Here is a 20,840-nt window from a genome sequence, read left to right as displayed (position 1 = left end):
TCGGCTAAGACCGGGGCGTCAGCCGTTTTCGGGAAGGACATTGCGTGCTCCTGCAGATCCCCGCTCTCTTCTCAGCCGAAGAAGTCCGCGAAATCCGCGCCTTGCTGGAAGGGGCGGAATGGGTGGACGGGCGTGTTACCGCCGGCCACCGCGCCGTCAGCGTGAAGGACAATCTGCAGATCCCGCTCGACCATCCGGTTGCCCGGCAACTGGGTGAACGCATTCTTGAGCGGCTCTCCGTCACTCCGCTTTTCCTCGCAGCCGCCCTGCCGCTGCGCATCCTGCCGCCGCGCTTCAACCGCTATGAAGGTGGCGGAACCTACGGCAATCATGTCGACAACGCCGTCTTCCCCGTGCCCGGAACCCCGGTGCGAGTGCGCACGGATGTCTCGACCACCATCTTCTTCAGCGACCCCGATGAATATGAAGGCGGCGAACTGGTGGTGGAGGATACGTTCGGCGAGAAGCACGTGAAACTGCCCGCAGGCGACGCCATCGTCTATCCGGGTAGCAGCCTCCACCGTGTAACACCTGTAACATCCGGCACCCGTTTCGCCTCGTTCTTCTGGACGCAGAGCCTGATCCGCGACGACCGCCAGCGGCGCATGTTGTTCGAACTGGACAGCGCGATCCAGCAGCTCACGGCCGACCACCCGGATCACCCTTCCATCGACGGGTTCACCAACACCTATCACAACCTCATGCGCGGTTGGTCCGAGACGTGAGCGAGCCATTGCCGCCGCTGGCAGCGATCCCCGCGGGGATCGCCAGCCTTGCCGATTACGAGGCACGGGCCGCGGCGCATATGGCCGCCGATGCCTGGGCCTATCTGCAGGAAGGTACGGGCGATGGGATTACGCTGGCGGAAAACCGCAAGGCTTTCGCCCGGCTGCGCCTGTTGCCCCGTATCCTAACCGATCTGCGCGGCGGCAATACGGCCCTGGACCTGCTCGGCCGCATACATGAGGCGCCATTGCTGCTCGGCCCGGTGGCCTATCAGCGGCTTGCCCATCCCGAAGGCGAACTGGCCACCGTACGCGCCGCAACGGCGCTGGGCACGGGAATGGTGGTCAGCACCCTGTCCAGCTTCACGCTGGAGGAAATCGCCGACGCCGCGCGCGGCGCGGCGCAGGAACTGGGCGTGGCCGTGCCGCCCCTGTGGTTCCAGCTCTATCTGCAGGAAGACCGGGCCTTTTCCGCCGAACTGATCCAGCGCGCCGAAGCCGCAGGCTACGAAGCCGTCATGCTGACGGTGGATGCCTCGATCAAGCGCGCCACGCTGACGCTGCCCCCCGGCGTCGATGCCGCCAATCTGCGCGGCATGCCCCGCCTGCGCCAGACGGCGGGCGCCGGCGGCCGCATCCTGTTCGGCACTCCGCTGGCAGATTCAGCGCCCGGCTGGAGCGATCTGGCATGGGTTCGCTCGCAAACCAGCCTGCCCCTGCTCCTCAAGGGCGTAATGGCCGCCCCAGACGGCGTAGAGGCCATTGCACAAGGCGTGGACGCCCTCGTCGTCTCGAACCATGGCGGCAGAGTGCTGGACGGCATGCCCAGCGCGCTGGACGTAATGCCCGCCATTGCCGATGCGACTGGCGGAAGGGTTCCGCTTTTGATGGACGGCGGCGTGCGGCGCGGAACCGATATGGCCAAGGCGCTGGCGCTGGGCGCTTCATCCGTGCTGCTTGGCCGCCCACAAGTGCATGCGCTTGCCGTGGCAGGTTTGGCTGGGGTTGCCCACATGCTCCACATGCTGCGCGCGGAACTCGAACTCACCATGGCCCAGCTTGGCTGTCCGACACCCGGCGACATTTCTGCCGACCGGTTGTTCACTGCCCCTCAGTAAATGTCGCGGGAATAGCGTCCGGCAGCCAGCAGTGCATCCACTTCGCTGGCGCCCAGCACTTCGCGCAGGGCCGCATCGACGCCCTCGCCCATCACCACGCTGCCGCAGACGAGGATCGCTGCGCCGCCCGCCACCCAACCGCGCAGCATATCCGCAGCGTGACGCACCTCATCCTGCACATAATGCCCTTGCCGGGCGCGCGAAAACGCCAGGTCCACACGGGCCAGATGGCCAAGGCGCAGCCAGTCCTCGATCTCCCCGGCGAAAGGCCGGTCATGGACCGGATCGCGCTCGCCATAGATCAGCCAATTGCTCGTGCCCGGCCTGCGCGCCCGGACGTGGGCACGCAACGAGGAAATGCCCGTACCATTCCCGATCAGCACCAGCGGCACTTCGGGTGCAGGCGTGTGGAAGCGCGGATTGGCCCGGATACGCAAGGCCACGCCCGATCCGATTTCCGCCCGCTCGCACAGGAAGCCGGAACCGAGGCCGCTGCGCCCCTGTTCATCGCGGAACAGGCGCACCACCAGCCCCAATTCGCCTTCCTCCGGGATTGTTGCCAGCGAATAGTCCCGGTGGGGCAGTGGGGGCTTGGGCGCAAAGGCCTCTTCCACATCACCGGGGTAGATTTCGGCAATATCGCCCGCTGCCCAGGCGGATGCGTCACCCTCGCAGGTCAGGCGAATGCGATACATCGGCCCGCCCGCGCTGCCCGGATTGAGCAATTCGCGCCCGGCCAGAGTCCAGCGGCTGTAGCTGGGCGCTTCCCAGTCCGGCAGGGCGGCAGAGGCGCCGAACAAGCGCAGATTCTGCTGCCAATGGCGCAAAGCCCCGGCGTCGCCCTGATCGACCTCCACCAGATCGGCCACCGGAACCGCGCCCGCATCGTGCAGCAGCCGGTCAAGCGCATGGCCGAAGGCGCAGAAATGCCGGTAATGTGTGTCGCCCAGCGCCAGCACGGCATACCGCAGGTCTGAAAGCTCCGGCTTCCCGGCGGCAAAGCGGGAAAGAAACGCCGCTGCATCATCCGGTGCATCGCCCTCGCCGGTCGTCGCAGCGATGAACAGGGCTTCGCCAGCATCGGCCAGCACGGCTGGGGTAACGCTCGCCAAAGAACGCAGTGCAACCTTGCGGCCCGAAACTTCCAGTGCCTCAGCCGATGCCTTGGCCAGCGCCGTTGCAGTACCTGTCTGGCTCGCATGGATCACCAGCACCGCGCCGGGTTCCGCCCCGGCCTCCCGTCGCGCACGGTGGCGCCAAATGGTCACGCCTACCAGCGCAAGCCAGGCAAGGCAGGCCAATGCTGTCAGAACAAGGCGAACCGTTTCGCTCACAGATCGGCCATTTCCTGTGCTTTGGAAGAAAGCGTGCGCCGCCAGCCCTGCCCATCCCGTTCGATCAGGATGGCAGGCGCCTGCGCCTTTTCAGCAAGTTCCAGCCCCGCTTCGCGGCCGAGCACGGTAATCGCCGTCGCCAGCGCATCGGCGATCATGCATTCGGGATGGAGAACGGTCACTGAAGCCGGGGCGCCGATGAGAGAAGCGCCCGTGCGCGGATCGATGGAATGCGCCCGGCGCTGCCCATCGATCTCCACGAACCGCCGGTAATCGCCCGATGTGGCAATCGCCATGTCCAGCAGGCCCACCCGGATAGGGGAGAGATCGGCGCCGGGCGGCAATTCCAGTTCCACCCACCAAGGATATGCATCGGGCTTCAGCCCCCGCGCAATCAGTTCTCCACCCAGTTCGAACAGAAAGGAGCGGTAGCCCGCCTGTTCCAGTACCCGCGCCACCCGGTCCAGCCCGTGCCCCTTGCCGATACCGGAGAAGTCCAGCCGCAACCCGCCGGGCTGGCGCGCGCGGCGCCCCGCCTCGTCCAGTTCCAGCTTCTGCCAACCTGATGCGCCCAGCGCCTCTGCCAGTGCCTCGGGCAGTGGCGGGATATGCTCGACCGCCACCGGGCCAAAGCCCCAGAGGTCCACCACTGCGCCCAGTGTGGGATCGAATGCCCCCCCGGTCGCACGGGCCATGGCCAGCCCGGCCCGCAGGACATGAAAGAAGCCCGGCGACAGTTCATGCCAGCCTCCCGCCTGCGCGCGGTTGAAGCGGGAGATTTCGGAATCCGGCTCCCACTGACTCATCTCGCGCACCACGGCGTTGAGTTCGCCCTGAACCAGCGCCTCAAGCTCACGCGGGTCTGCATCGCCGGACAAGTCCAGCGACCAACGCGTGCCCATGGAGGCGCCGGACAGGGCATGCCGTCCCTCGCCGGCAGAACGCACCAGCCGACCCGGCTCCACCTCCGGCGGCAACAGGACCAGTGTTTCGCTCACATCCGGCTCCGGACGGGCACCCTGTGGATCAGGGCGCCATCACCTCCACATTGGCGGTGTACTGGAAGCGGCGGCCGGTGATGCCCGGACGCGGCGAAGTATCATCGCTGAACGATGCGTGGACCCAATAAAGCCCGGCAGCCGGCCAATCGAGCGAGGCTTCGCCCTTGGCGTCGGTCGTCGCAGTGATCGTGCCCTGATCGTCACGGAAGCGGCGGCCATCCGGCGTTGCCTCCACTTCAATGCCCGCAGCCGGCTTGCCGTCCACCAGGAAGCGGAAGGTGGCAGGCTCACCCGCGATCAGGTCGGCCGGATGGGTTACCGGCTCCATTTCAAGACCGGTGCCCGACAGGCGCAGATCACTGGGCATGCCCAGGGTCACGAACACGAAATTGCGGTTGCTGGTTGCGTTCAGCTTGATGTCGGTCGCGCCTTCAGGCGGCGTGAAGTCCGCACTGGCAGGCACCATCACCGCGCCACCGGGGCCGCCCGGTCCACCGGGGCCACCCTGACCGCCGGGGGCCGCACCGGGAGCACCGGCGCCACCCGGGCCGCCCTGTGCACCCGGAGGCGGGCCACCACGGCCGCCCACGCGATATTCCTGATCGCCCAGCTTGTAGCTGCCGCTCACGCTGACGCTTTCCGTGCCGATCTGCCACGTGCCCTGCTGGGTCAGATGCAGGTCGAACGTGCTGCGCAACTGGCCGGTCGAACCGTTTTCGATCTTGGCTTCGCTGCCGTCGGGCGCGATCGCCTTGATCATGTTCAGGCCCATCGGGCGGTGATCGGCATTGTAGACATCGGTGGATGCGGCAACGTCGAACGTCACCCAGCCATCCTCGCCCGCCACGGTAGTGGTGGAAGGCTTGATCCAGGCATTATGCGCCTGAAGCGGCGCGGCGACGAGAATGGCGGCTGCGGCCAGAAGAATCTTGCGGTTCATGGATCTTCTCCGGTTCAGGGCTTGATGGTGGCCTTGACGGCACCCAGTTCGGTCCGGCCATTGGCCGATGCGGTTGCGCTCTTGCCATTCCAGGTGAACGGCAGAGTGACCTGTTCGCGCCCGCCTTCCTCGCGGGAGGCTTCGACAACCAGCGCGTAATTGCCGGGCTTGAGGTTGCCGACATCGAAGCGGACCTTCTGCGCGCCCGGTGCGCGAGTGGCGCCGGTCACTGAATCTGCGGGCTTGGCCGAGTTACGGCCGCCCTTTCGCCACCATGTCCGCAGATCGCGCAGCCACTTGGTGCCGGCATTCTCGCGATTGTCGTAATCGTACCACACCGCCAGCGTGCGGATATTGGGCTGACCAACCTGTTCCAGCCAGATGGCGACATAGGGGCGGTGATATTCAGCCACCTTCAATTGCGGAATGGTGACGGTCATCTCGACCGTTCCGGCCATGGCGGGGGCCGTCAGGCCTGCGGCAGCAGCGCCGGTGAACAGTACGCGATAGGCAATGGGGGACATGTCTCTCACCTGTGTACGAAAAGGAGCATGAGGATCAGCGGAAGCAGCAGGCCGAAGCCAACCACCGGCCAGGTGGACGGGCGGGTCCGCGCATGAAGCTGCAGCAGCACAAGCCCGGTGATGGAGAAAACCAGGCAGGCGACCGCGAATATGTCGATGAACCACGACCATGCCGTGCCGGTGTGGCGGCCCTTGTGCAGATCGTTGAAATAGGAAACCCAGCCATGATCAACTGTTTCGTAGCGGGCCTCGCCCGTCTCGCGGTCAATCGTCAGCGTGGCATCCCCGCCGGGGCGCGGCATAGGTACGAACACTTCATATTCGGACCACTCTGCCGTGGCGTCCGCCAGCGATATCTCGAATTTCTGCTCCAGCCAATTGCGCGCACTAGGCGGCAAGGGCTGCTTGGCGCCCTCTTCCACCGGGCGCTGCAAGGCATCCAGCGGAGCTGCGTCCAGAGTGGCAGTCTGCTCGCGCGTTACAGGATCGCCCGCAATATCGCCCGCATGGTTGAGGGTGATGCCCGTGATGGCGAAAAGCAACATGCCGGCAAGGCAAAGGCCGGAACTGATCCAGTGCCAGCGATGCACCTGACGCAGCCAAAAGCCACGGCTGCGGCTGGCGGCAAGCAACTGGCCGGAAGAATCGGAATCACTGCGGGTCACGGCCCTCGCCTATCGCTATCGCAAATCACTCGCAAGAATAATCCTGCCGGTGAGGTGCTTTAGTGCCTGGAAGGATCGTTCTCCCCGATACACCAGTTGATCGGCAAAGGCTTCCGGTCTTCAGTCACAAAAGGTATCACGCAGGCGAACGAGGCAGGGCTCGCGCAAAAAAAAGGCGGCCCTTCGGCCGCCTTCGCAGAATAAAGAAGGGTGCCCGGCTAGGTCGGACCGGACACCCTTCCCCCCGTTAAGGAGCTTGTCTGGCTGGCGTCAGTCCTTCGTGCCGACTGCGATACCGGTCGCCATCAGATTGGCGGTGTCGATGTAGAAGCTGAAGCCGGTTTCCTCGGCATTCGGGCCGAAGAAGGCGCCGTAGAATTCGCCGCCCTTGTCGAATGTACCGCCATAGGCTGCACCGCTGGTGATCGCGCCATTGCCAAGGAAGTTGCCAAAATCCTTGCTCGCGGAAGCGACATAGTCATAGCCGATCAGATGCAGCAGCACGTCGATGTCGCCGCTACCGAAATTGACGTTAAGCGAACCGGTCGAGTTGCCGTTGAGGAAGTCATAGGCCGCGCCGATGATCCCTTCATTCGGAGCGAAACCATTGGCTCCGACCCCGCCATCAAGCGTGTAGGTGGCAGACCCCGTCGGCAGGGTCTCGGTCTGCTTGCCCCAGATCTGCCACTGCACTTCGTTGGTCGGCAGCGTTCCGCTGCTGTTCTGGATGTTCCAGAGCGAGATGGCCATGTAGCTCAGCGTGATGTCGTCATAAGTGCCGGGGCCGACCATGGCGACGGTGTGAGTGATGTCGCCATCCTTGACGACATAGACCGTGCCCTGGCTGCTGCCGTAGAGGCCACCTTCGCCGGTCAGCACACCGTCCGTGTCAATGTCAGCCGGTGTCACAGTGACCTTCACATTGTCGCTGCGCGTCAGGGTGTAGCTGTCTGCCCCGGCGTTGAAGGCGATCTTGGTGCCCTGGCCGAACGGCTCCGCATCCTGATCGCCATAGATCGTCGAGGGCGGACGGGTCGCGAAGAAGGAGGTTGCCGCCTCGAAGGTAGTATTCGAGGTGAAACCCAGTTTGGCAGCCGGAGATTCCCCGCCAGTACCGGGACCGGGGGTAGGCGTAGGCGTCGGCCCAGGAGTGGGGGTGGGCGTGCCGGAAGGCGTCGGGGTCGGCGTTCCCGACGGAGTAGGCGTCGGGCTGCCCGAAGGCGTCGGCGTGGGCGAACTCGTGGGTGTCGGGTTGGGCGTGGAATTCACGCCGCCATTGCCGCAGGCAACCAGTGCCAGGGACAGGGCCACGACGGAAGCGGCAGATGCCAGTTTGGTGTATTTCACGGTGTCGCTCCAGGCAGATCGGGGTCTCTGAAAACCCGCTTGCCTGCCGCACACCGCGGCTGTCCATCCCCCTACGGACCGCGTTATTTAACTGACAATATTTGTCATTTTTGCGCACAAGACGCATGGATGCATATATCCGGAAGCGGCAATTGCTCGCTTCCGGAGTGTGGGCTCGGCCGCCCCCGCTTACCAGTTCTGGACGATGATGAAGCCTGCCCAGGTCGCCGGGTGAGCCGCGCCTTCCACCTTCCTGTCGCCGATCAGCGAGAGCTGCGCCTGCCGCAGGGCTTCCGCCCGGTCCGCACCGCCTGCCGCCTGCCTGACCGTGCCCACGCTGAGGCGCGCGGCCGCATCATCGCGCAGGCGCCAGTGCGACAGCATCAGCGAGCGGGCACCCGCCTGCGAGAAGGCCGTCGCCAGCCCGGAATAGAGCGGAGCGCCAGCCCGATCCCCGCTGGCCGTGTTGCAGGCAGACAGGATCACCCAATCGGCGTTGAGCTTCAGCCGGGCGATCTCGCTTGCCCCCAGCAGCCCGTCTTCGCCCGCATCGGGCGATGATGTGCCCAGCAGCAGGGCCGGTTCCCACAAATCGCGCACTTCGCCGGCGACCAGCCCGTGCGTGGCGAACACGATCACATCGGCCTTGCTGAGATCGCGGGCCTTGAAGCTCTCTTCCGCCGCATCGGGGCCGAGCAGCAGAATATCGTCCGTGCCCGGCAGCGCATCGGCAATCGCCTGCAATTCGCCCGCCGCGTTCGGCAGGGGCGGAAGCTCCGCGATCGAGTTGAGCGCCGGCCTGCCCGAACGGAACAGGCCCGCCAGCGCAACGCCTTGGGCAGCGTCTTCGGCAGGCTGGCCCGAAGGCAGTTCGGCCCCGCCGATGCCGGCAAAGGCCAGTTCGCGCGGCCCAGCCTCGCGGCCCGGATTCCTGCCGAACAGGCTCAGATTACCGACCACCTGGAACGAAGCCTTGCGCAGCAGCCACGGGGCCTTGCGCAGGCTGCCCGAATATTCGGACGTCAGCATCAGCGAGAAGGGCACATAGGCCAGCTCGCCGCCGCCGTAATAGAGGATGCGCGATCCCGACTTCACGCCATCGGGGAAAACGGCACGGTAAAGGGAATTCGCCTCGGCAAAGGCAAACCCGTCCTCGTCGAGCGCGGCATTGTTCACCGCCTGGCGGATGGCGGCCACATCGTCCGTAATGGTCTGCGGATCGGCCTGGTGCCATTGCAGCCCGCTGGAGGTGATGGAAACGATCCAGGTCTTGTCCTCGCCATCGACGGTTTCAAGCGAGGCGATCAGCCGGTCTTTCTCGCCCAGGGTCGAGCGAAGCTGATCGAGGCTGATCGGCTGTGGGCGGAACCGCGCCGTATATTCGGGAAAGTCGCGCCGCAACGCTTCTTCCGCCTGCCGTTTTTCTCCCTCCAGCCGGGTCAGCTCATTGTTCAGCGCAGCCGTCGCCTCGCCATCGCCCGCATCAATCGAGGCGGTATAGCGGCTGCGGGTTTCTTCCACGGCTCGCGTCAGATCGAACAGGTGCTCGCGCGCCTGCATCGCGGCGCTGTCCGCCGTGTTGCGATTATCGTCCGCGAACTGCTGGCCCAGTGAAAGTTCCGAAATCTCCGCCAGCTGCATCGCCCCGAAAATTCGTTCGGAATCCTGTGCGGCTGCCGCCATTTCGAAATAGAGTATGGCAGAGGCACGGTTGGTTTCCGCTTCGCGCGCCAGACTGCGGTCGGTCACGGTGAGATCGGCCAGCTTTTCCTTCAGCTTCCCGATGGCGGCATCGGCCTGCCCCCATGCATCGCCGGTTCCGGCTTCCTGCCGCAGGCGGGCGAGCAGCATTTCCGCCCAGATCCTGTCCTTGTGCGTCGGGATAAGCGCCGCCTGCATCACCGGCACCCATTGTTCGGCTACAGCCAGTGCCTCGACAATTCTCCCCTGCCTTCGCAACTGCTTGGCATGGTAGATATGGATCTGCGCCCGCTCATAATTGTCGGGGGCGAGCATCTCGTCCGCAGTCGCCATCGCCTTTTCGGCTTCGGGCGTATAGCTTTCCCAATCCTCGCGCTCGGCGGAGAAATTCGCCAGCTCGGCATGGAGATAGGCCAACGCATAATTGACATCGATATCGCCCGACGCTTCGTAAACCTGAAGTGCACTGCGCGTAAGTTGTTCTGCCTCTTCCCGGCTGCCGGTTTCGACCAGGGCCGTGGCAAGATTGCGCATGGTGATTGCCGTACCGGCAGCATCTTCACCCACGCTCAACTGGCGCACGCGCAAGGCTTCGCGCAGGACCGGAATGGCTTCCTGATACAGCCCGTTCTCGATCAGGGCATTGCCCAGATTGTTCAGTGCGATGGCGTAGGTCTGGTGCTGGTCACCCAGATATTCGCGCCCCAGAGTTTCGGCCTTGCGCGCCCAGTCCAGCCCTTCCGCCTCGCGGCCCGAACGGCCCAGCACCGATGCGAGCGACGTCATCCGCGTCACGGTCAGCGGATTGCCCGGCTCCAGGAATTCCTCCTGCATCGCGACCGAATCCCGCAGGAAGGGAAGCGCCTTCTCCACCAGCCCCTGACGGTAATAGACATAGCCCAGACCGAAGAGCGAAGAGGCAACCATCGGTCCGCGTTCGCCTTCCATCTGCTTGCGGATCGCCAGCGCCTTGAGATGGCCCTGCTCCGCCTCGGCATAGCGCCCGATGGACGCAAGGATCGTTGCCTGATTGCTGTAAAGCCCGGCCATGTCCTCTGGCGGCGCCCCACCCAGTTCGAACTGGACAGCAGCCTTGCCGTAATAATCGGCCGCCTCGTTATACCTCTGGGAGTAGAAATATGCCGCGCCGACAGCGGAGGCGAGATTACCGAGCGTGGTAGGGGGCACCTTGCCATCGGCATCCACCCGCTTCTGCAGCTCCGCCAGCTTCACCAGATCGCCGGCCGGATCGCGGCTGGGGTCCGCCTCGCCCCATGCGTCGATTTCCTTCACCAGAGCCTGCGTCTTTGCCGGAAGTGCCGTTTGCGCGCCGGTTTCGGCCAGTGCCGCGCCGGGCATGGCCACCGTTGCCAGCAACAGGGCGGATAAAATCGCAAGCGGCGCGCGGCGGCACCCGGTCTTTCGGTCAATCTGCATTTCGGAAACTTGCCCCCAAGCTCACCGGACAGGCCGGCCGCAAAATATTCCGCAGGGTCTGCCCCGCCCCTATTTCACCACGAGGTAATAGCGCGCAGGCCCCTGCCCCCGGTTGGATATTACGATCGAATAGCGCTGGGTAAAGATCGGCACCCACTGGCACTGGTTGGGCGTCCCCTCGCGCTCGCACACACCGGCAGACCGGGCATCGCGCACTTGCAGTGCCAGCGGGGCGCGAGCGGGCGCCGAAAGCACGACGCGGGCCTGCTCGCCCGAAAGGAACAATTGCTCGATGCTCACCGTCTCGCCCGGCTTGAGCTGCCCCCTGCGGAAACCCGGCCCCAAGGGGCTGCCCCGCAAAGGCGGGCGGGAAATACCCGCAAGGCTGCGCCAGCCGGGAACGGGATTTTCCGGCTCATCCGCCAAGGGCTGTGCACCGGATGCTTCGATGGCGTGAACAGCAGTTGCAAGACGCTTCATCTCGCCTGCGGAAGCGGCCTCGTCCGCTTCCGCAAGGGCGAGTGCGGCCTGTTCAACCGGATCAGCAAGGTTCAACCCGCCGCTGCGCACCGTCTGCTCTGCAGGGGCGGTGGCACAAGCCGGCAAGACAAGCGCCGCCAGCAACGCAAGCGCGCCCGAACAGCAACGTTCGCGGCCGGACAGGTCCATCACGCCTTCTCCCTGCGGATCACGAAACAGGCGCCCACGCCTGCATCGGCCAGCTTTATCGTAAGCCCGTGCCGCTCCGCAATCGCTCTGGCAAGTGCCAGCCCAAGGCCGCTGCCCTGACGTTCGGGCCGCTGGCCCGCGCCCCGGCGGAACCGCTGGAAGATCAGTTCCCGCTCTTCCGCCGGAATGCCCGGCCCATCGTCGCTGACGGTCAGCACCGGGCCTGCCCGCAGGCTGAGGCGGACGGCGCTGCCCGCCGGTACATATTTGAAGGCATTGTCCAGCAGGTTGGTCACCAGCCGGGTCAACTGGCTTTCCTCGCCCCTGATCGTCACGCCCTGTTCCACTTCGCATTCGAAGCGATGGCCCGATTCCTCCGCACTATCGGAATAAAGCTCGCCCAGCCGCTGGACCATTTCGCTCAGGTCCACTTCGCGCAGGCCCAGAGTCTCGCCCCGGCGTGCCTCGCTCGTGGCGATGTCCAGCAGGGATTCCAGCATATCGACAATGCGGCGAATATCGGCCCGCGCTTCGACCAAGCCGATGGCAACCATCTCGTTCGGTTCGGTACGCAACACCTTCAGGATACGATTGTCGAGATGCATCAGCGGGGTGCGGATTTCATGCGCAATCTGGTCCGACATTTCGCGGTGGGCATCCACCAGTCGCCGCAATCGCGCCAGTGCCGCCGCACTGCGGCTGGCCAGTTCGCCGATCTCGTCCGCATCGCCGGGCCACACGGTCAGTGTATCCAGCAATTGCACATTGGGTTCGCGAAAGGCGGCGTTGATCCGCCCGATCCGGCGCGCAAGGCGCCGCGCGGCATATCGGCCCAGCAGGCCCACCGCTGCGATCAGTGCGGCACCGCCGCCCAGGAATACCAGCGTCACCGCATGGAGCAGGCTGGCATCGTCCCCCCGCTCCCGCGCGACCAGCAGGCGCAAATCCTCGTCGAGCTGGGTTGCCCGCGCAATGGCACTGCGCCCACCCGGCAAGGCGACTTCACCGCGTTCGGAAAGGCGCGCGTTCAACGCCGGCCAGCTTTGAAGATCGCCAGCTATATGTGCCCCGCCTGCGCGGACGAGCAGGTAATGCGGCCTATTGCCGTCTCCCGGCACGAAGGCGAGGCGATCGTTGATCCGCCGGGCCAGTTCCTGCTCCCCTCCGCTGGCGTAGATGTCGACAAGGCCAGCGAGATCGACGTCCACAGCCCGCTTCTGCGCCGCGACGGTGGATCGCTCGATCGAGGCATAGGTCATCAGCCACAGTAGCAGCACCACCACGGTGGATACCGCGATGGCCCACAGCACGAGGCGTGAGAAGATCGACCTGTGGGCGGAAATGGCGGTCAATTTCCGTCCAGCAGGCGATAGCCGGAGCCATAGATCGTCTCCAGCGCTGGAGTGTCGAACCCATCTTCCAGCTTGCGGCGCAGGCGGCCGATATTGACGTCCACCACATTGGTCTGCGGATCGAAGGACATGCGCCAGATGTCGCGCAGCAGCATCTGCCGGGTCAGCACTTCGCCCGCATTCTCGATGAAATAGCGGAACAGTTCGAATTCCTTGGGGCTGAGCGGCACATGGCGGTTCTGACGGAACACTGTGCGGGCCTTCACATGGCATTCAAACGCGCCATAGATGATCACCGCGCTATGTTCCCGCCCGGAGGCACGACGATGCAGCGCGCGCAGCCTGGCTAGCAATTCTTCCGCCTCGAACGGCTTGGCCAGATAATCGTCCGCCCCGGCGTCCAGCCCTTCGGCCCGGTCGCTCGTGCGGCCAAGGGCGGACAGCATCAACACCGGCGTACCGACCCCGCTTTCGCGCAGGCGGGCAAGGATCGCCAGGCCATCGAGATCTGGCAGCATCCGGTCGAGCACGATCACGTCGAACCCATCCCTGCCGGCGCGTAACAGGCCGCCATGGCCGCTGCTTTCCCAGATCACCGTATCGCCATTTTCGCGCGCGAGCTCGATCACTTCCGCCGCGGCGCGGGGATCGTCCTCCACATACAGGATGGTTAGGCCCCTGCGCACACCGTCCGGCCCGCCCGGCCCCGTCCTGACAATCCCGCTTTCGTTCATCGTTCCAGCTTTCGCACTGATTCCGAACTTGCCGGTTTCCCGCAGCTTCGCAACCGCCAAGATGGGAGAATTGGTTACAAATGCAGTTAAGTTCGCGGCAAAGCAGGATTCTTGCCCATCCGGCTGGCGATCGGCGCCCTAACCCTTTGCATTTGCCGCACCGGAAGCTTTGGACAGTTGACTAATATCCTATGCAACCACATGCTCCCAAAAGTTAGCTGCAATGTCAGGCATTCGGAGTCCCGGCGCGCAGCCTCAAGGGGGAAATATGACGAAATCTGCCCTGTTCCGCGCGGCACTGTTAGCCAGCGCCTGCCTTGCCCATCCCGCCTTCGCGCAAGATGCCGATCCGGCCCCGGACCCTGCCGCAGAAGCTCTGGACGAAGGCAATGCAATCGTCGTCACCGGCACCCGTGTGGCGCGCAGCGAGCTGGATTTCGCGAACCCTGTGGTGACGGTCTCGGCCGAGGCGATCCAGGAATCGGGCTATACCAACATCGCGGACTTTCTGGTGCAAAGCCCCGCACTGGTGAATTCCATCACCGGCGCCCAGACCGCCGGTTCCTTCCCCGATTTCGGCGAATCCGGGCTGGACCTGTTGAACCTGCGCAATCTCGGCACGGATCGCACGCTGGTGCTGGTCGACGGGCGGCGCCATGTCGCGGCCGTCTCCGGCTCTGCGGCAGTGGACATCAACGCGATCCCGACCGACCTGATCGAGGCCGTGGACGTCCTCACCGGCGGCGCATCGGCCATTTACGGCGCGGACGGCGTGTCCGGCGTGGTCAATTTCCGCCTGAAGCACGATTTCGACGGCATCACCGCCCGCTTTCAGGCCGGCACATCAAAATATGGTGATGGCGACAATCTGTTCGGCGCGGTCACTTTCGGTCAGAACTTTTCCGAAGGGCGCGGCAATTTCGCCATCGCCTATGAATACAGCAATGACGAGCGGGTTTCCGATCAGGCGCGGCCCTGGCTGCGCAATCCCGTGGCCGGCGCGCTTTACCGCAATCAGGCGGACATCCCCGACGATCCGAACATTCCGGACCTGATCTATTACAATGACGTGCGTTACGCCGACAGCGCCACCATGGGCGCGGTGGACGTCGATTTCGATTATGCCGCCGATTACGAAGGCAACGGCAAGCTCTACGATCGCGGCCTCGTGCTCGATGAATCCGGCGGCTACGCGCAGGGCGGGTCGAGCACTCCGGTCGATGGCTATCAGGGCGATCTGTTCCCCGGCATCGAGCGCCACCTTGTGAACGCCCTTGCCCATTACGAATTCAGCGATGCCCTGACGCTGTTCGCCGAGGGGAAATATGTCCGTTCGCGCAGCGAAACCCTCTCGCAGCCGACTTTCGACTTCTACCTGTTCCAGACGGCTGAAAACCCCTTCATGCCGCAATCCATCCGCGATGCGATCATTCCCGGCGCGGCGGCGGAATGGTGGTTCGGCGAACCCAGCCCCGACGGCGTGCTGGTGACGCGCGACAATTACGATCTGGGCATCAATACCGAGCAGGTCACTCGCGAGACATGGCGCAGTGTGGTGGGTGCCAAGGGCGCGATCAGCGACCACCTGAATTACGAAATCTCCTATGTCTATGGCCAGACCAAGAGCCGCGTCCTGTCACGCGGCAACCGGCTGGAAGCGCAATGGCAGGCCGCCATCGACGTGGTCGAAGATCCGATCACCGGCGATCCGGTGTGCCGCGTGAGCCTCGACCCCGATGCGCCGCCCGAAATGGCGGGCTGCGTGCCCTACAACATCTTCGGCGAATATGATCAGGATCCGGCCGCCATCGCCTTCGTCACGACGGACAGCCTCAGCAAGTCCAAGGTCACCCAGCATGTCGTCTCCGGCTCGATCTCGGGCGACACTACCGGCCTGTTCGAACTTCCCGGAGGACCGGTCGGCTTCGCGCTGGGCGCGGAATATCGCAAGGAAAGCAGCCGCTTCGATCCCGATGCCATGATCGCGGCGGGCCTCACCTGGCAGGGCGCCGTCCAGCCTTCCAGCGGCAGCTACGACGTCAAGGAACTGTTCGGCGAAATCAACCTGCCGATCCTCAAGAACGTGCCGGGTGCCTATCTGCTCTCACTGGGGGCCGCAGCGCGCTATTCCGATTACAGCACGGTTGGCGGCACCACCACGTGGAAGGTCGACGGCGTCTATGCCCCGATCCCCGACATCTCCTTCCGCGCCACCTATTCGCAGGCAGTGCGCGCGCCCAATATCGGCGAATTGTTCGGCGCGCCCAGCACGGCCTATAATTTCATTGTCGATCCGTGCGACACGCAGGAAACCAATAACGGCACCAGCTATCGCGAAGCCAATTGCGCCTCTTTGCTGTCATCCATGGGGATCGACCCCACCACGTTCCAGCCCTCCAACGCCCCCGAAGTGGCCAGTGTCTATACCGAAGGACTGGCGAGTGGAAATCCCGACCTGCAGGAAGAAACCGCCAAGACATGGACGGCAGGCGTGGTCCTGCGGCCCAGCTTCATCCCCGGCTTCAGCTTCTCGGCCGACTGGTACGACATCAAGATCGAGGATGCGATCAACACGCCCGAAGCGCAGGATCTGGCCCGCCTGTGCGTCGACCAGCCGACGCTGGACAACCAGTTCTGTCCGGGGATCGAGCGTGATCCCGATACGGGCTACATCATGGGCTTTTCCGTGATGCCGGCCAATGTCGCCCAGTTCCGCACCGCCGGTCTGGACCTGACGATGGGCTATCGCCTGCCGACGGCCAGGCTGGGCACATTCAACGTCACGCTGGTGGGCAATTACCTCGACCGGCTGGAATTCATCTCCAGCCCCGGCGCGGATGTGAATTCCGACAAGGGGGAGATGTTCGCCCCCGAATATTCGGCCACCTTCGACCTCACCTGGGAAATGGAGCCAGTCACCATCAATTACGGGATCAACTGGTTCAGCTCGACCGACCGTTTCACGGCGGAAGATCTGGCGGGTGACCCGGATTATGCCGATCCCAGCTATTTCAAGATCAAGGCGAAGTGGGAGCATGATTTCCAGATCAGCTACAACATCGCCGACAAGGTGGACCTTTATGCGGGCATGCAGAACATCTTCGATAGCAGGCCGGACTTTGCCTATAGCTATTATCCGATCTCCGGCATGGGCCGCTTCGTCTATGCAGGCGTGACCGTTTCGCTCGGCCCGGTGTTCTAGGCGATGGGTAAGCTCTGGGTACTGGGCGGGGGCCTGCTTCTCGCCCTTCAGGCCGCGGGTGCGGCGGCGCAGACTGCACCGGTTACGCTGGAGGATTACTTCAACCTCGCCAGCGTTTCCGGCCCCGACTTCTCCCCGGACAGCAGCCGGATCGCCTATTCCGTCTCGCTGGCGGACAAGGACCGGGACGAGGAAACCAGCGATTTGTGGGAAGTGCCCTGGAAGGGCGCCCAGCCCCGGCAACTGACCCGCACGCCCGAGGCAAGCGAGTGGCAACCGCACTATGCGGCGGACGGCAAGACCCTGTTCTTCCTGAGCGATGCCGATGGCCCCGACGGGGAAGGCGATGTGCAATTGTGGTCCATGCCGACAAAGGGCGGCAAGGCACGGCGCATCACGGCGATCCCCGGCGGGATCAGCGACTATTCCCTGTCGCCCGACGGCAAGCGCGCCGTGGCAGTGGCCGAACAGGGCCGCCACGTGGGGGACAAGTCCGACATTCCGCCGCCCATCGAAGTCGACCGCTTCTTCTTCAAATATGACGGGCGCGGCTATCTGGATGACCGCACGCAGCAGCTTTTCACGGTCGATCTGGCCAGCGGCAAGGCTGTGCCGATCACGTCCGGTGCGCGCGATCACTGGCATCCGGCATGGTCGCCCGATGGCAAGCTGATCGCCTATGTGGCCAAGGATCATGCCGACGACCGGAACCTGAATTACGAGATCTATGTCATCGCCCCTGAAGGCGGCGAGCCGCGCAAGATCAGCAATTTCGTCGGGGCCGACAACGATCCCGATTGGGGTTCCGGCCCGTCATGGTCGCCGGATTCGAAGAAGCTCGTCTGGTTGCAGGGTGGCGAAGACAAGTGGATATATTACGGATCGGTCCAGCTTGCCGTGGGCGATGTGACCACCGGCGAAGTCACTCACCCGGCATGGATCGACCGTTGGTTCTATTTCCCCCGCTGGGCGCCGGACGGTTCGCTCGTCTCCCTGATCGAGCAGGATCGCGACACCTGGCTTGCCCGGATCGATCCGCAAAGCGGCAAGGTCGATTATCTGACCAAGGGCGCGCGGCTGGGCTATGATTTCGCCATTGCGCCCAATGGCAATATCGCCCTGCTCGACACGACCACCGAAAGCCCGGCTGAACTGGTCGCGCTGGACGGCTCGGAACGCGCCCTGACACACCATAATCGCTGGCTGGAAACCCGCGCGCTGGGCGCCACGCGCGATGTTTCCTTCACCAGTGGCGACGTTGAAATCCACGGCTTCATGACCCTGCCCGCCGATTACAATCCGGCGCGGAAATATCCGCTGATCGTCGATCTGCATGGCGGGCCGGTCTATCAGCACAGCCATGAATTCGACATTGATGCCCGGCTGTTCAATGCGGCCGGCTATGTCGTGCTGAAAATCAACCCGCGCGGGTCATCCGGCCGGGGGTTCGACTTCTCCCGCGCGATCTATGCCGACTGGGGCAATCTGGACGTGCAGGACATCAGCGCCGGGATCACCTATGCCATCGACCAGGGCATTGCCGACCCTGACCGGATCGGCATTGGCGGCTGGTCATATGGCGGCATCCTGACCGATTACATGATCGCCAGCGACAAGCGGATCAAGGCAGGCGTCTCGGGCGCGGGGGTCGCCAATGTGCTCGCGACCTTCGGCGTCGATATGTATGCGCGCGAATATATGCTGGAACTGGGCGCCCCGTGGGAGAATTTCGAAACCTGGACGAAGCTGGCCTACCCCTTCCTTGAATCCGGCCGCATCACAGCCCCCACCCTGTTCCAATGTGCCGAAGCGGACGACAATGTGCCCTGCGCGGGAGCGCAACAGATGTATCTGGCGCTGAAATCGCACGGCGTGCCCACCGGGCTGATCGTCTATCCGGGCGAGAACCACGGGCTGACCGTGCCGAGCTATCTGATCCACCGCATGCGCAGCGACATCGACTGGTACGATCGCTGGCTGAAAGGCGCGGCAACCGCGCCCTGAGGCTCACCGCGGTGCAATGCGTCGCAGGGTCAGGCTGCACAGCGCCAGCGCCCGCTCGCGAGAACGGCCGCTGGGCGCAAGGCACAGGTCCAGCCACAGCCCGTCCATCACTGCGGAGAGGATTTCCACCGCATCGCTGCGGGCAATGCCTTCCGCGCTGGCGGGCAGCCGGGCCAGCGCGACATCCAGCAATTGCCGGTATTCGCGGTTGAAGGACTCATAGACGGCGGCAAATTCCGGCCTGCTGCGCCCCAGCGACCAGAAGGCTGTCCACGCGCCGAGGATTTCCGAAGTCGACCATTCTTCCGAAAACAGGACGGCAAAGAACCGGTCGATCCCCTCGATCGGATCGTCGGAAGGCTGGTTGACCACCACTTCCTCGAACCGGCGCAGGAACCGGTCGCACAGATCCCGATAGGTCTCCAGCAGCAGGTCTTCCGGGTTGGCGAAATAATGCCGCAGCAGCCCGTGGGACACGCCCGCCTCGCGGCAGATTTCGCGCCCGGTTGTGGCGCGCGAACCGAGCCGGGCAAGGCAGGAAACGGTCGCCGCCAGCAATTCCTTGCGGCGATCCTCCGCATCCTGGCGCGGCGCGCGGGGCTTGCTCGGGGCCGGGTTCATGGATCTTCGCCTTGCCGAAAGTGCCGCAACCGGGGCGACGCCTTCGCGCATAAACCCTGCCGCCCGTGGCCAGCAAGGGCGGCGCCCCGTCAATCCACGGTGTCACGCCCCTTTGCCAGCTTCATCGCGTAATAGGCCGGAATCGCCGCCGCCAGCAGCAACAAGCCCCAGCCCACTGCCTCTCCCCCCGCGCCATAGATCGTCCAGAGCGAATAGGCCGCCGCGATCACCGCCACTGTGGGCAGCAGTGTAGACCGGGCCAACCGCCCCTTGCCCGAAAGGCGCAGCGCCGCAAGCATGCAGGCCAGATACATGAACAAGGTGGTCGCGGTGGAAAGCAGGATCAGGAACTGGAATATCTCGGCGGCGGACCGCTGGTAATTCAGCAGGATCACGATGGTCATCAACAGGCTGGAAACCACCAGCGCCCGCCCCGGCGTGCCGTGCCGCGTTTCCTTGCCGAACCATTCGGGAAAGGCCCCGTTGCGGGCCATGGCATAGGGTAGTTCCGCCTGAACCAGAATCCAGCCATTGAGCGCGCCGACACAGCTGATCGCGGCGAACCCCGCCACAGCCAGCGCCGGCCCCGCCGCCCAGTAATGCGCCACGAAGTCGCTGAAGGGCGCGCCGGAACCCGCGATCACATCCCTCGGCATCAGCAGGATGATGGCCGAACTGGTGAGGAGGTAGACCAGCCCGGTACCCGCCGTGCCGACCATGGTGGCAAAAGGCACGGTGCGTTCCGGATCTTCGATCTTGCCTGCCGGAACGGTCGCGGATTCAAGGCCCAGCAGCGCCCACAGGGTCAGCGTTGCAGCTGCCGTCACCGCGCCGGGAGTAATCTCGCCGTCATGCAGCGGCGGCAGGCTCGCCTTGCCCGCGCCCAGTGCCCATGCGGCCAGCACCACCACCAACGTGAGCGGCACCAGCTTGATCAGCGTGGTGACCAGTTGGAACCGCCCGGCAGAACGCACGCCCCGGATGTTGAGCAGGGTCAGCGCCCAGGTCACCGCACAGGCCGCCAGTGGCGCGGCCCCGCTGGTTCCGTTGAACACCGGGAAGAAAGCCCCCAGATAGCTGACCGACGCCGTGGCGATGGCAGCATTGCCGATCCACAGCGATATCCAGTAGCTCCACGTGACAGTAAAGCCGACCAGGGGCCCGAAAGCCTCGCGCGTGTAGACATATGGCCCGCCATCGCGCGGCATGGCCCGCACCAGCCAGCAGAACACCGCCGCAAGACACACCCCGCCCGCAATGGTCAGCAGCCAGCCGCCGATCGAGCTCCACCCCAGAGGGGCTAGCGTCGCGGGCAGCAGAAAAGCGCCCGATCCGATCATATTGCCGATCACCAGCGAAACCGCCATCCAGCGGCCCAGCTTGCGCTCGCTGCCTGTTCCGGCCGCTCCCGTCGCTGCGGAATTCATCGCGATTGCGCTCCGCCCGGCTTGCGGGCAGTCTGCGCC

Annotated in this window: 16 protein-coding genes; 4 read left to right on the top strand and 12 right to left on the bottom strand. The window is 64.5% G+C overall.

The annotated features are described in order from the left end of the window. Positions 1–44: 44 nt before the first annotated feature. Positions 45–725, top strand: coding sequence for a Fe2+-dependent dioxygenase (locus tag SZ64_RS01200; protein WP_054529160.1), 681 nt, complete (start codon positions 45–47; stop codon positions 723–725). Then, positions 722–1,843, top strand: a complete 1,122-nt coding sequence (locus SZ64_RS01195; RefSeq protein WP_054529159.1) for an alpha-hydroxy acid oxidase — start codon at positions 722–724, stop codon at positions 1,841–1,843. Before SZ64_RS01200 ends, SZ64_RS01195 begins: the two co-directional genes overlap by 4 nt. On the opposite strand, the gene SZ64_RS01190 is transcribed toward SZ64_RS01195, so the two are convergent. From SZ64_RS01190 to SZ64_RS01145, 10 genes are all read right to left on the bottom strand, one after another. Beyond that, positions 1,837–3,177: a sulfite reductase subunit alpha gene (locus SZ64_RS01190; RefSeq protein ID WP_054529158.1), complete on the bottom strand. Its 1,341-nt coding sequence runs from the start codon at positions 3,175–3,177 to the stop codon at positions 1,837–1,839. The genes SZ64_RS01195 and SZ64_RS01190 overlap by 7 nt on opposite strands. After that, positions 3,174–4,175: an FAD:protein FMN transferase gene (locus tag SZ64_RS01185; protein ID WP_054529157.1), complete on the bottom strand. Its 1,002-nt coding sequence runs from the start codon at positions 4,173–4,175 to the stop codon at positions 3,174–3,176. The genes SZ64_RS01190 and SZ64_RS01185 overlap by 4 nt, the downstream gene beginning before the upstream one ends. 28 nt (positions 4,176–4,203) lie before the next feature. Further along, entirely contained in the window at positions 4,204–5,118 is a 915-nt protein-coding gene (locus SZ64_RS01180; protein ID WP_054529156.1) for a DUF4198 domain-containing protein, read from the bottom strand. A 14-nt stretch (positions 5,119–5,132) separates the two neighbouring features. Beyond that, entirely contained in the window at positions 5,133–5,642 is a 510-nt protein-coding gene (locus SZ64_RS01175; protein ID WP_054529155.1) for a DUF2271 domain-containing protein, read from the bottom strand. 5 nt (positions 5,643–5,647) lie between these two features. Then, positions 5,648–6,307 (bottom strand): PepSY-associated TM helix domain-containing protein, encoded by a 660-nt coding sequence (locus SZ64_RS01170; protein WP_241772955.1) that lies wholly within the window; start codon positions 6,305–6,307, stop codon positions 5,648–5,650. A gap of 270 nt (positions 6,308–6,577) precedes the next feature. Next, the gene (locus tag SZ64_RS18785) at positions 6,578–7,654 is read right to left on the bottom strand and encodes a hypothetical protein (protein ID WP_193391503.1); all 1,077 of its coding nucleotides are present in this window, start codon (positions 7,652–7,654) and stop codon (positions 6,578–6,580) included. A 189-nt stretch (positions 7,655–7,843) separates the two neighbouring features. Next, a complete protein-coding gene (locus SZ64_RS01160; protein WP_054529153.1) occupies positions 7,844–10,792 on the bottom strand; it encodes a CHAT domain-containing protein in 2,949 nt (982 codons plus the stop codon). 69 nt (positions 10,793–10,861) lie between these two features. Beyond that, complete coding sequence (locus tag SZ64_RS01155; protein WP_054529152.1) at positions 10,862–11,461, bottom strand: hypothetical protein; 600 nt, start codon at positions 11,459–11,461, stop codon at positions 10,862–10,864. After that, a complete protein-coding gene (locus tag SZ64_RS01150) occupies positions 11,461–12,813 on the bottom strand; it encodes an ATP-binding protein (RefSeq protein ID WP_241772954.1) in 1,353 nt (450 codons plus the stop codon). The genes SZ64_RS01155 and SZ64_RS01150 overlap by 1 nt, the downstream gene beginning before the upstream one ends. Further along, complete coding sequence (locus tag SZ64_RS01145) at positions 12,810–13,547, bottom strand: response regulator transcription factor (protein WP_054532022.1); 738 nt, start codon at positions 13,545–13,547, stop codon at positions 12,810–12,812. Before SZ64_RS01145 ends, SZ64_RS01150 begins: the two co-directional genes overlap by 4 nt. A 268-nt stretch (positions 13,548–13,815) precedes the next feature. Between SZ64_RS01145 and SZ64_RS01140 the strand changes: the two genes are divergently transcribed. Then, on the top strand, positions 13,816–16,749 hold the full coding sequence (locus SZ64_RS01140; protein ID WP_054529151.1) for a TonB-dependent receptor: 2,934 nt from the start codon (positions 13,816–13,818) through the stop codon (positions 16,747–16,749). A gap of 3 nt (positions 16,750–16,752) precedes the next feature. After that, on the top strand, positions 16,753–18,753 hold the full coding sequence (locus SZ64_RS01135; protein ID WP_082384379.1) for a S9 family peptidase: 2,001 nt from the start codon (positions 16,753–16,755) through the stop codon (positions 18,751–18,753). Between the two features lie 3 nt (positions 18,754–18,756). Here SZ64_RS01135 and SZ64_RS01130 read toward each other — a convergent pair whose 3' ends face one another. Then, a complete protein-coding gene (locus tag SZ64_RS01130) occupies positions 18,757–19,374 on the bottom strand; it encodes a TetR family transcriptional regulator C-terminal domain-containing protein (RefSeq protein WP_054529150.1) in 618 nt (205 codons plus the stop codon). Between the two features lie 89 nt (positions 19,375–19,463). After that, entirely contained in the window at positions 19,464–20,801 is a 1,338-nt protein-coding gene (locus SZ64_RS01125) for an amino acid permease (RefSeq protein ID WP_054529149.1), read from the bottom strand. Between the last annotated feature and the right edge of the window lie 39 nt (positions 20,802–20,840).

The organism is Erythrobacter sp. SG61-1L, assembly GCF_001305965.1.
GTDB lineage: Bacteria > Pseudomonadota > Alphaproteobacteria > Sphingomonadales > Sphingomonadaceae > Andeanibacterium.
This window is presented reverse-complemented; position numbering and strand designations above follow the sequence as displayed.

Coding starts and splice junctions, on each gene's coding strand:
- SZ64_RS01180 (WP_054529156.1), bottom strand. CDS start 5,118: ATGAACCGCAAGATTCTTCTGGCCGCAGCCGCCATTCTCGTCGCCGCG.
- SZ64_RS01175 (WP_054529155.1), bottom strand. CDS start 5,642: ATGTCCCCCATTGCCTATCGCGTACTGTTCACCGGCGCTGCTGCCGCA.
- SZ64_RS01160 (WP_054529153.1), bottom strand. CDS start 10,792: ATGCAGATTGACCGAAAGACCGGGTGCCGCCGCGCGCCGCTTGCGATT.
- SZ64_RS01155 (WP_054529152.1), bottom strand. CDS start 11,461: ATGGACCTGTCCGGCCGCGAACGTTGCTGTTCGGGCGCGCTTGCGTTG.
- SZ64_RS01145 (WP_054532022.1), bottom strand. CDS start 13,547: ATGAACGAAAGCGGGATTGTCAGGACGGGGCCGGGCGGGCCGGACGGT.
- SZ64_RS01140 (WP_054529151.1), top strand. CDS start 13,816: ATGACGAAATCTGCCCTGTTCCGCGCGGCACTGTTAGCCAGCGCCTGC.
- SZ64_RS01135 (WP_082384379.1), top strand. CDS start 16,753: ATGGGTAAGCTCTGGGTACTGGGCGGGGGCCTGCTTCTCGCCCTTCAG.
- SZ64_RS01130 (WP_054529150.1), bottom strand. CDS start 19,374: ATGAACCCGGCCCCGAGCAAGCCCCGCGCGCCGCGCCAGGATGCGGAG.
- SZ64_RS01125 (WP_054529149.1), bottom strand. CDS start 20,801: ATGAATTCCGCAGCGACGGGAGCGGCCGGAACAGGCAGCGAGCGCAAG.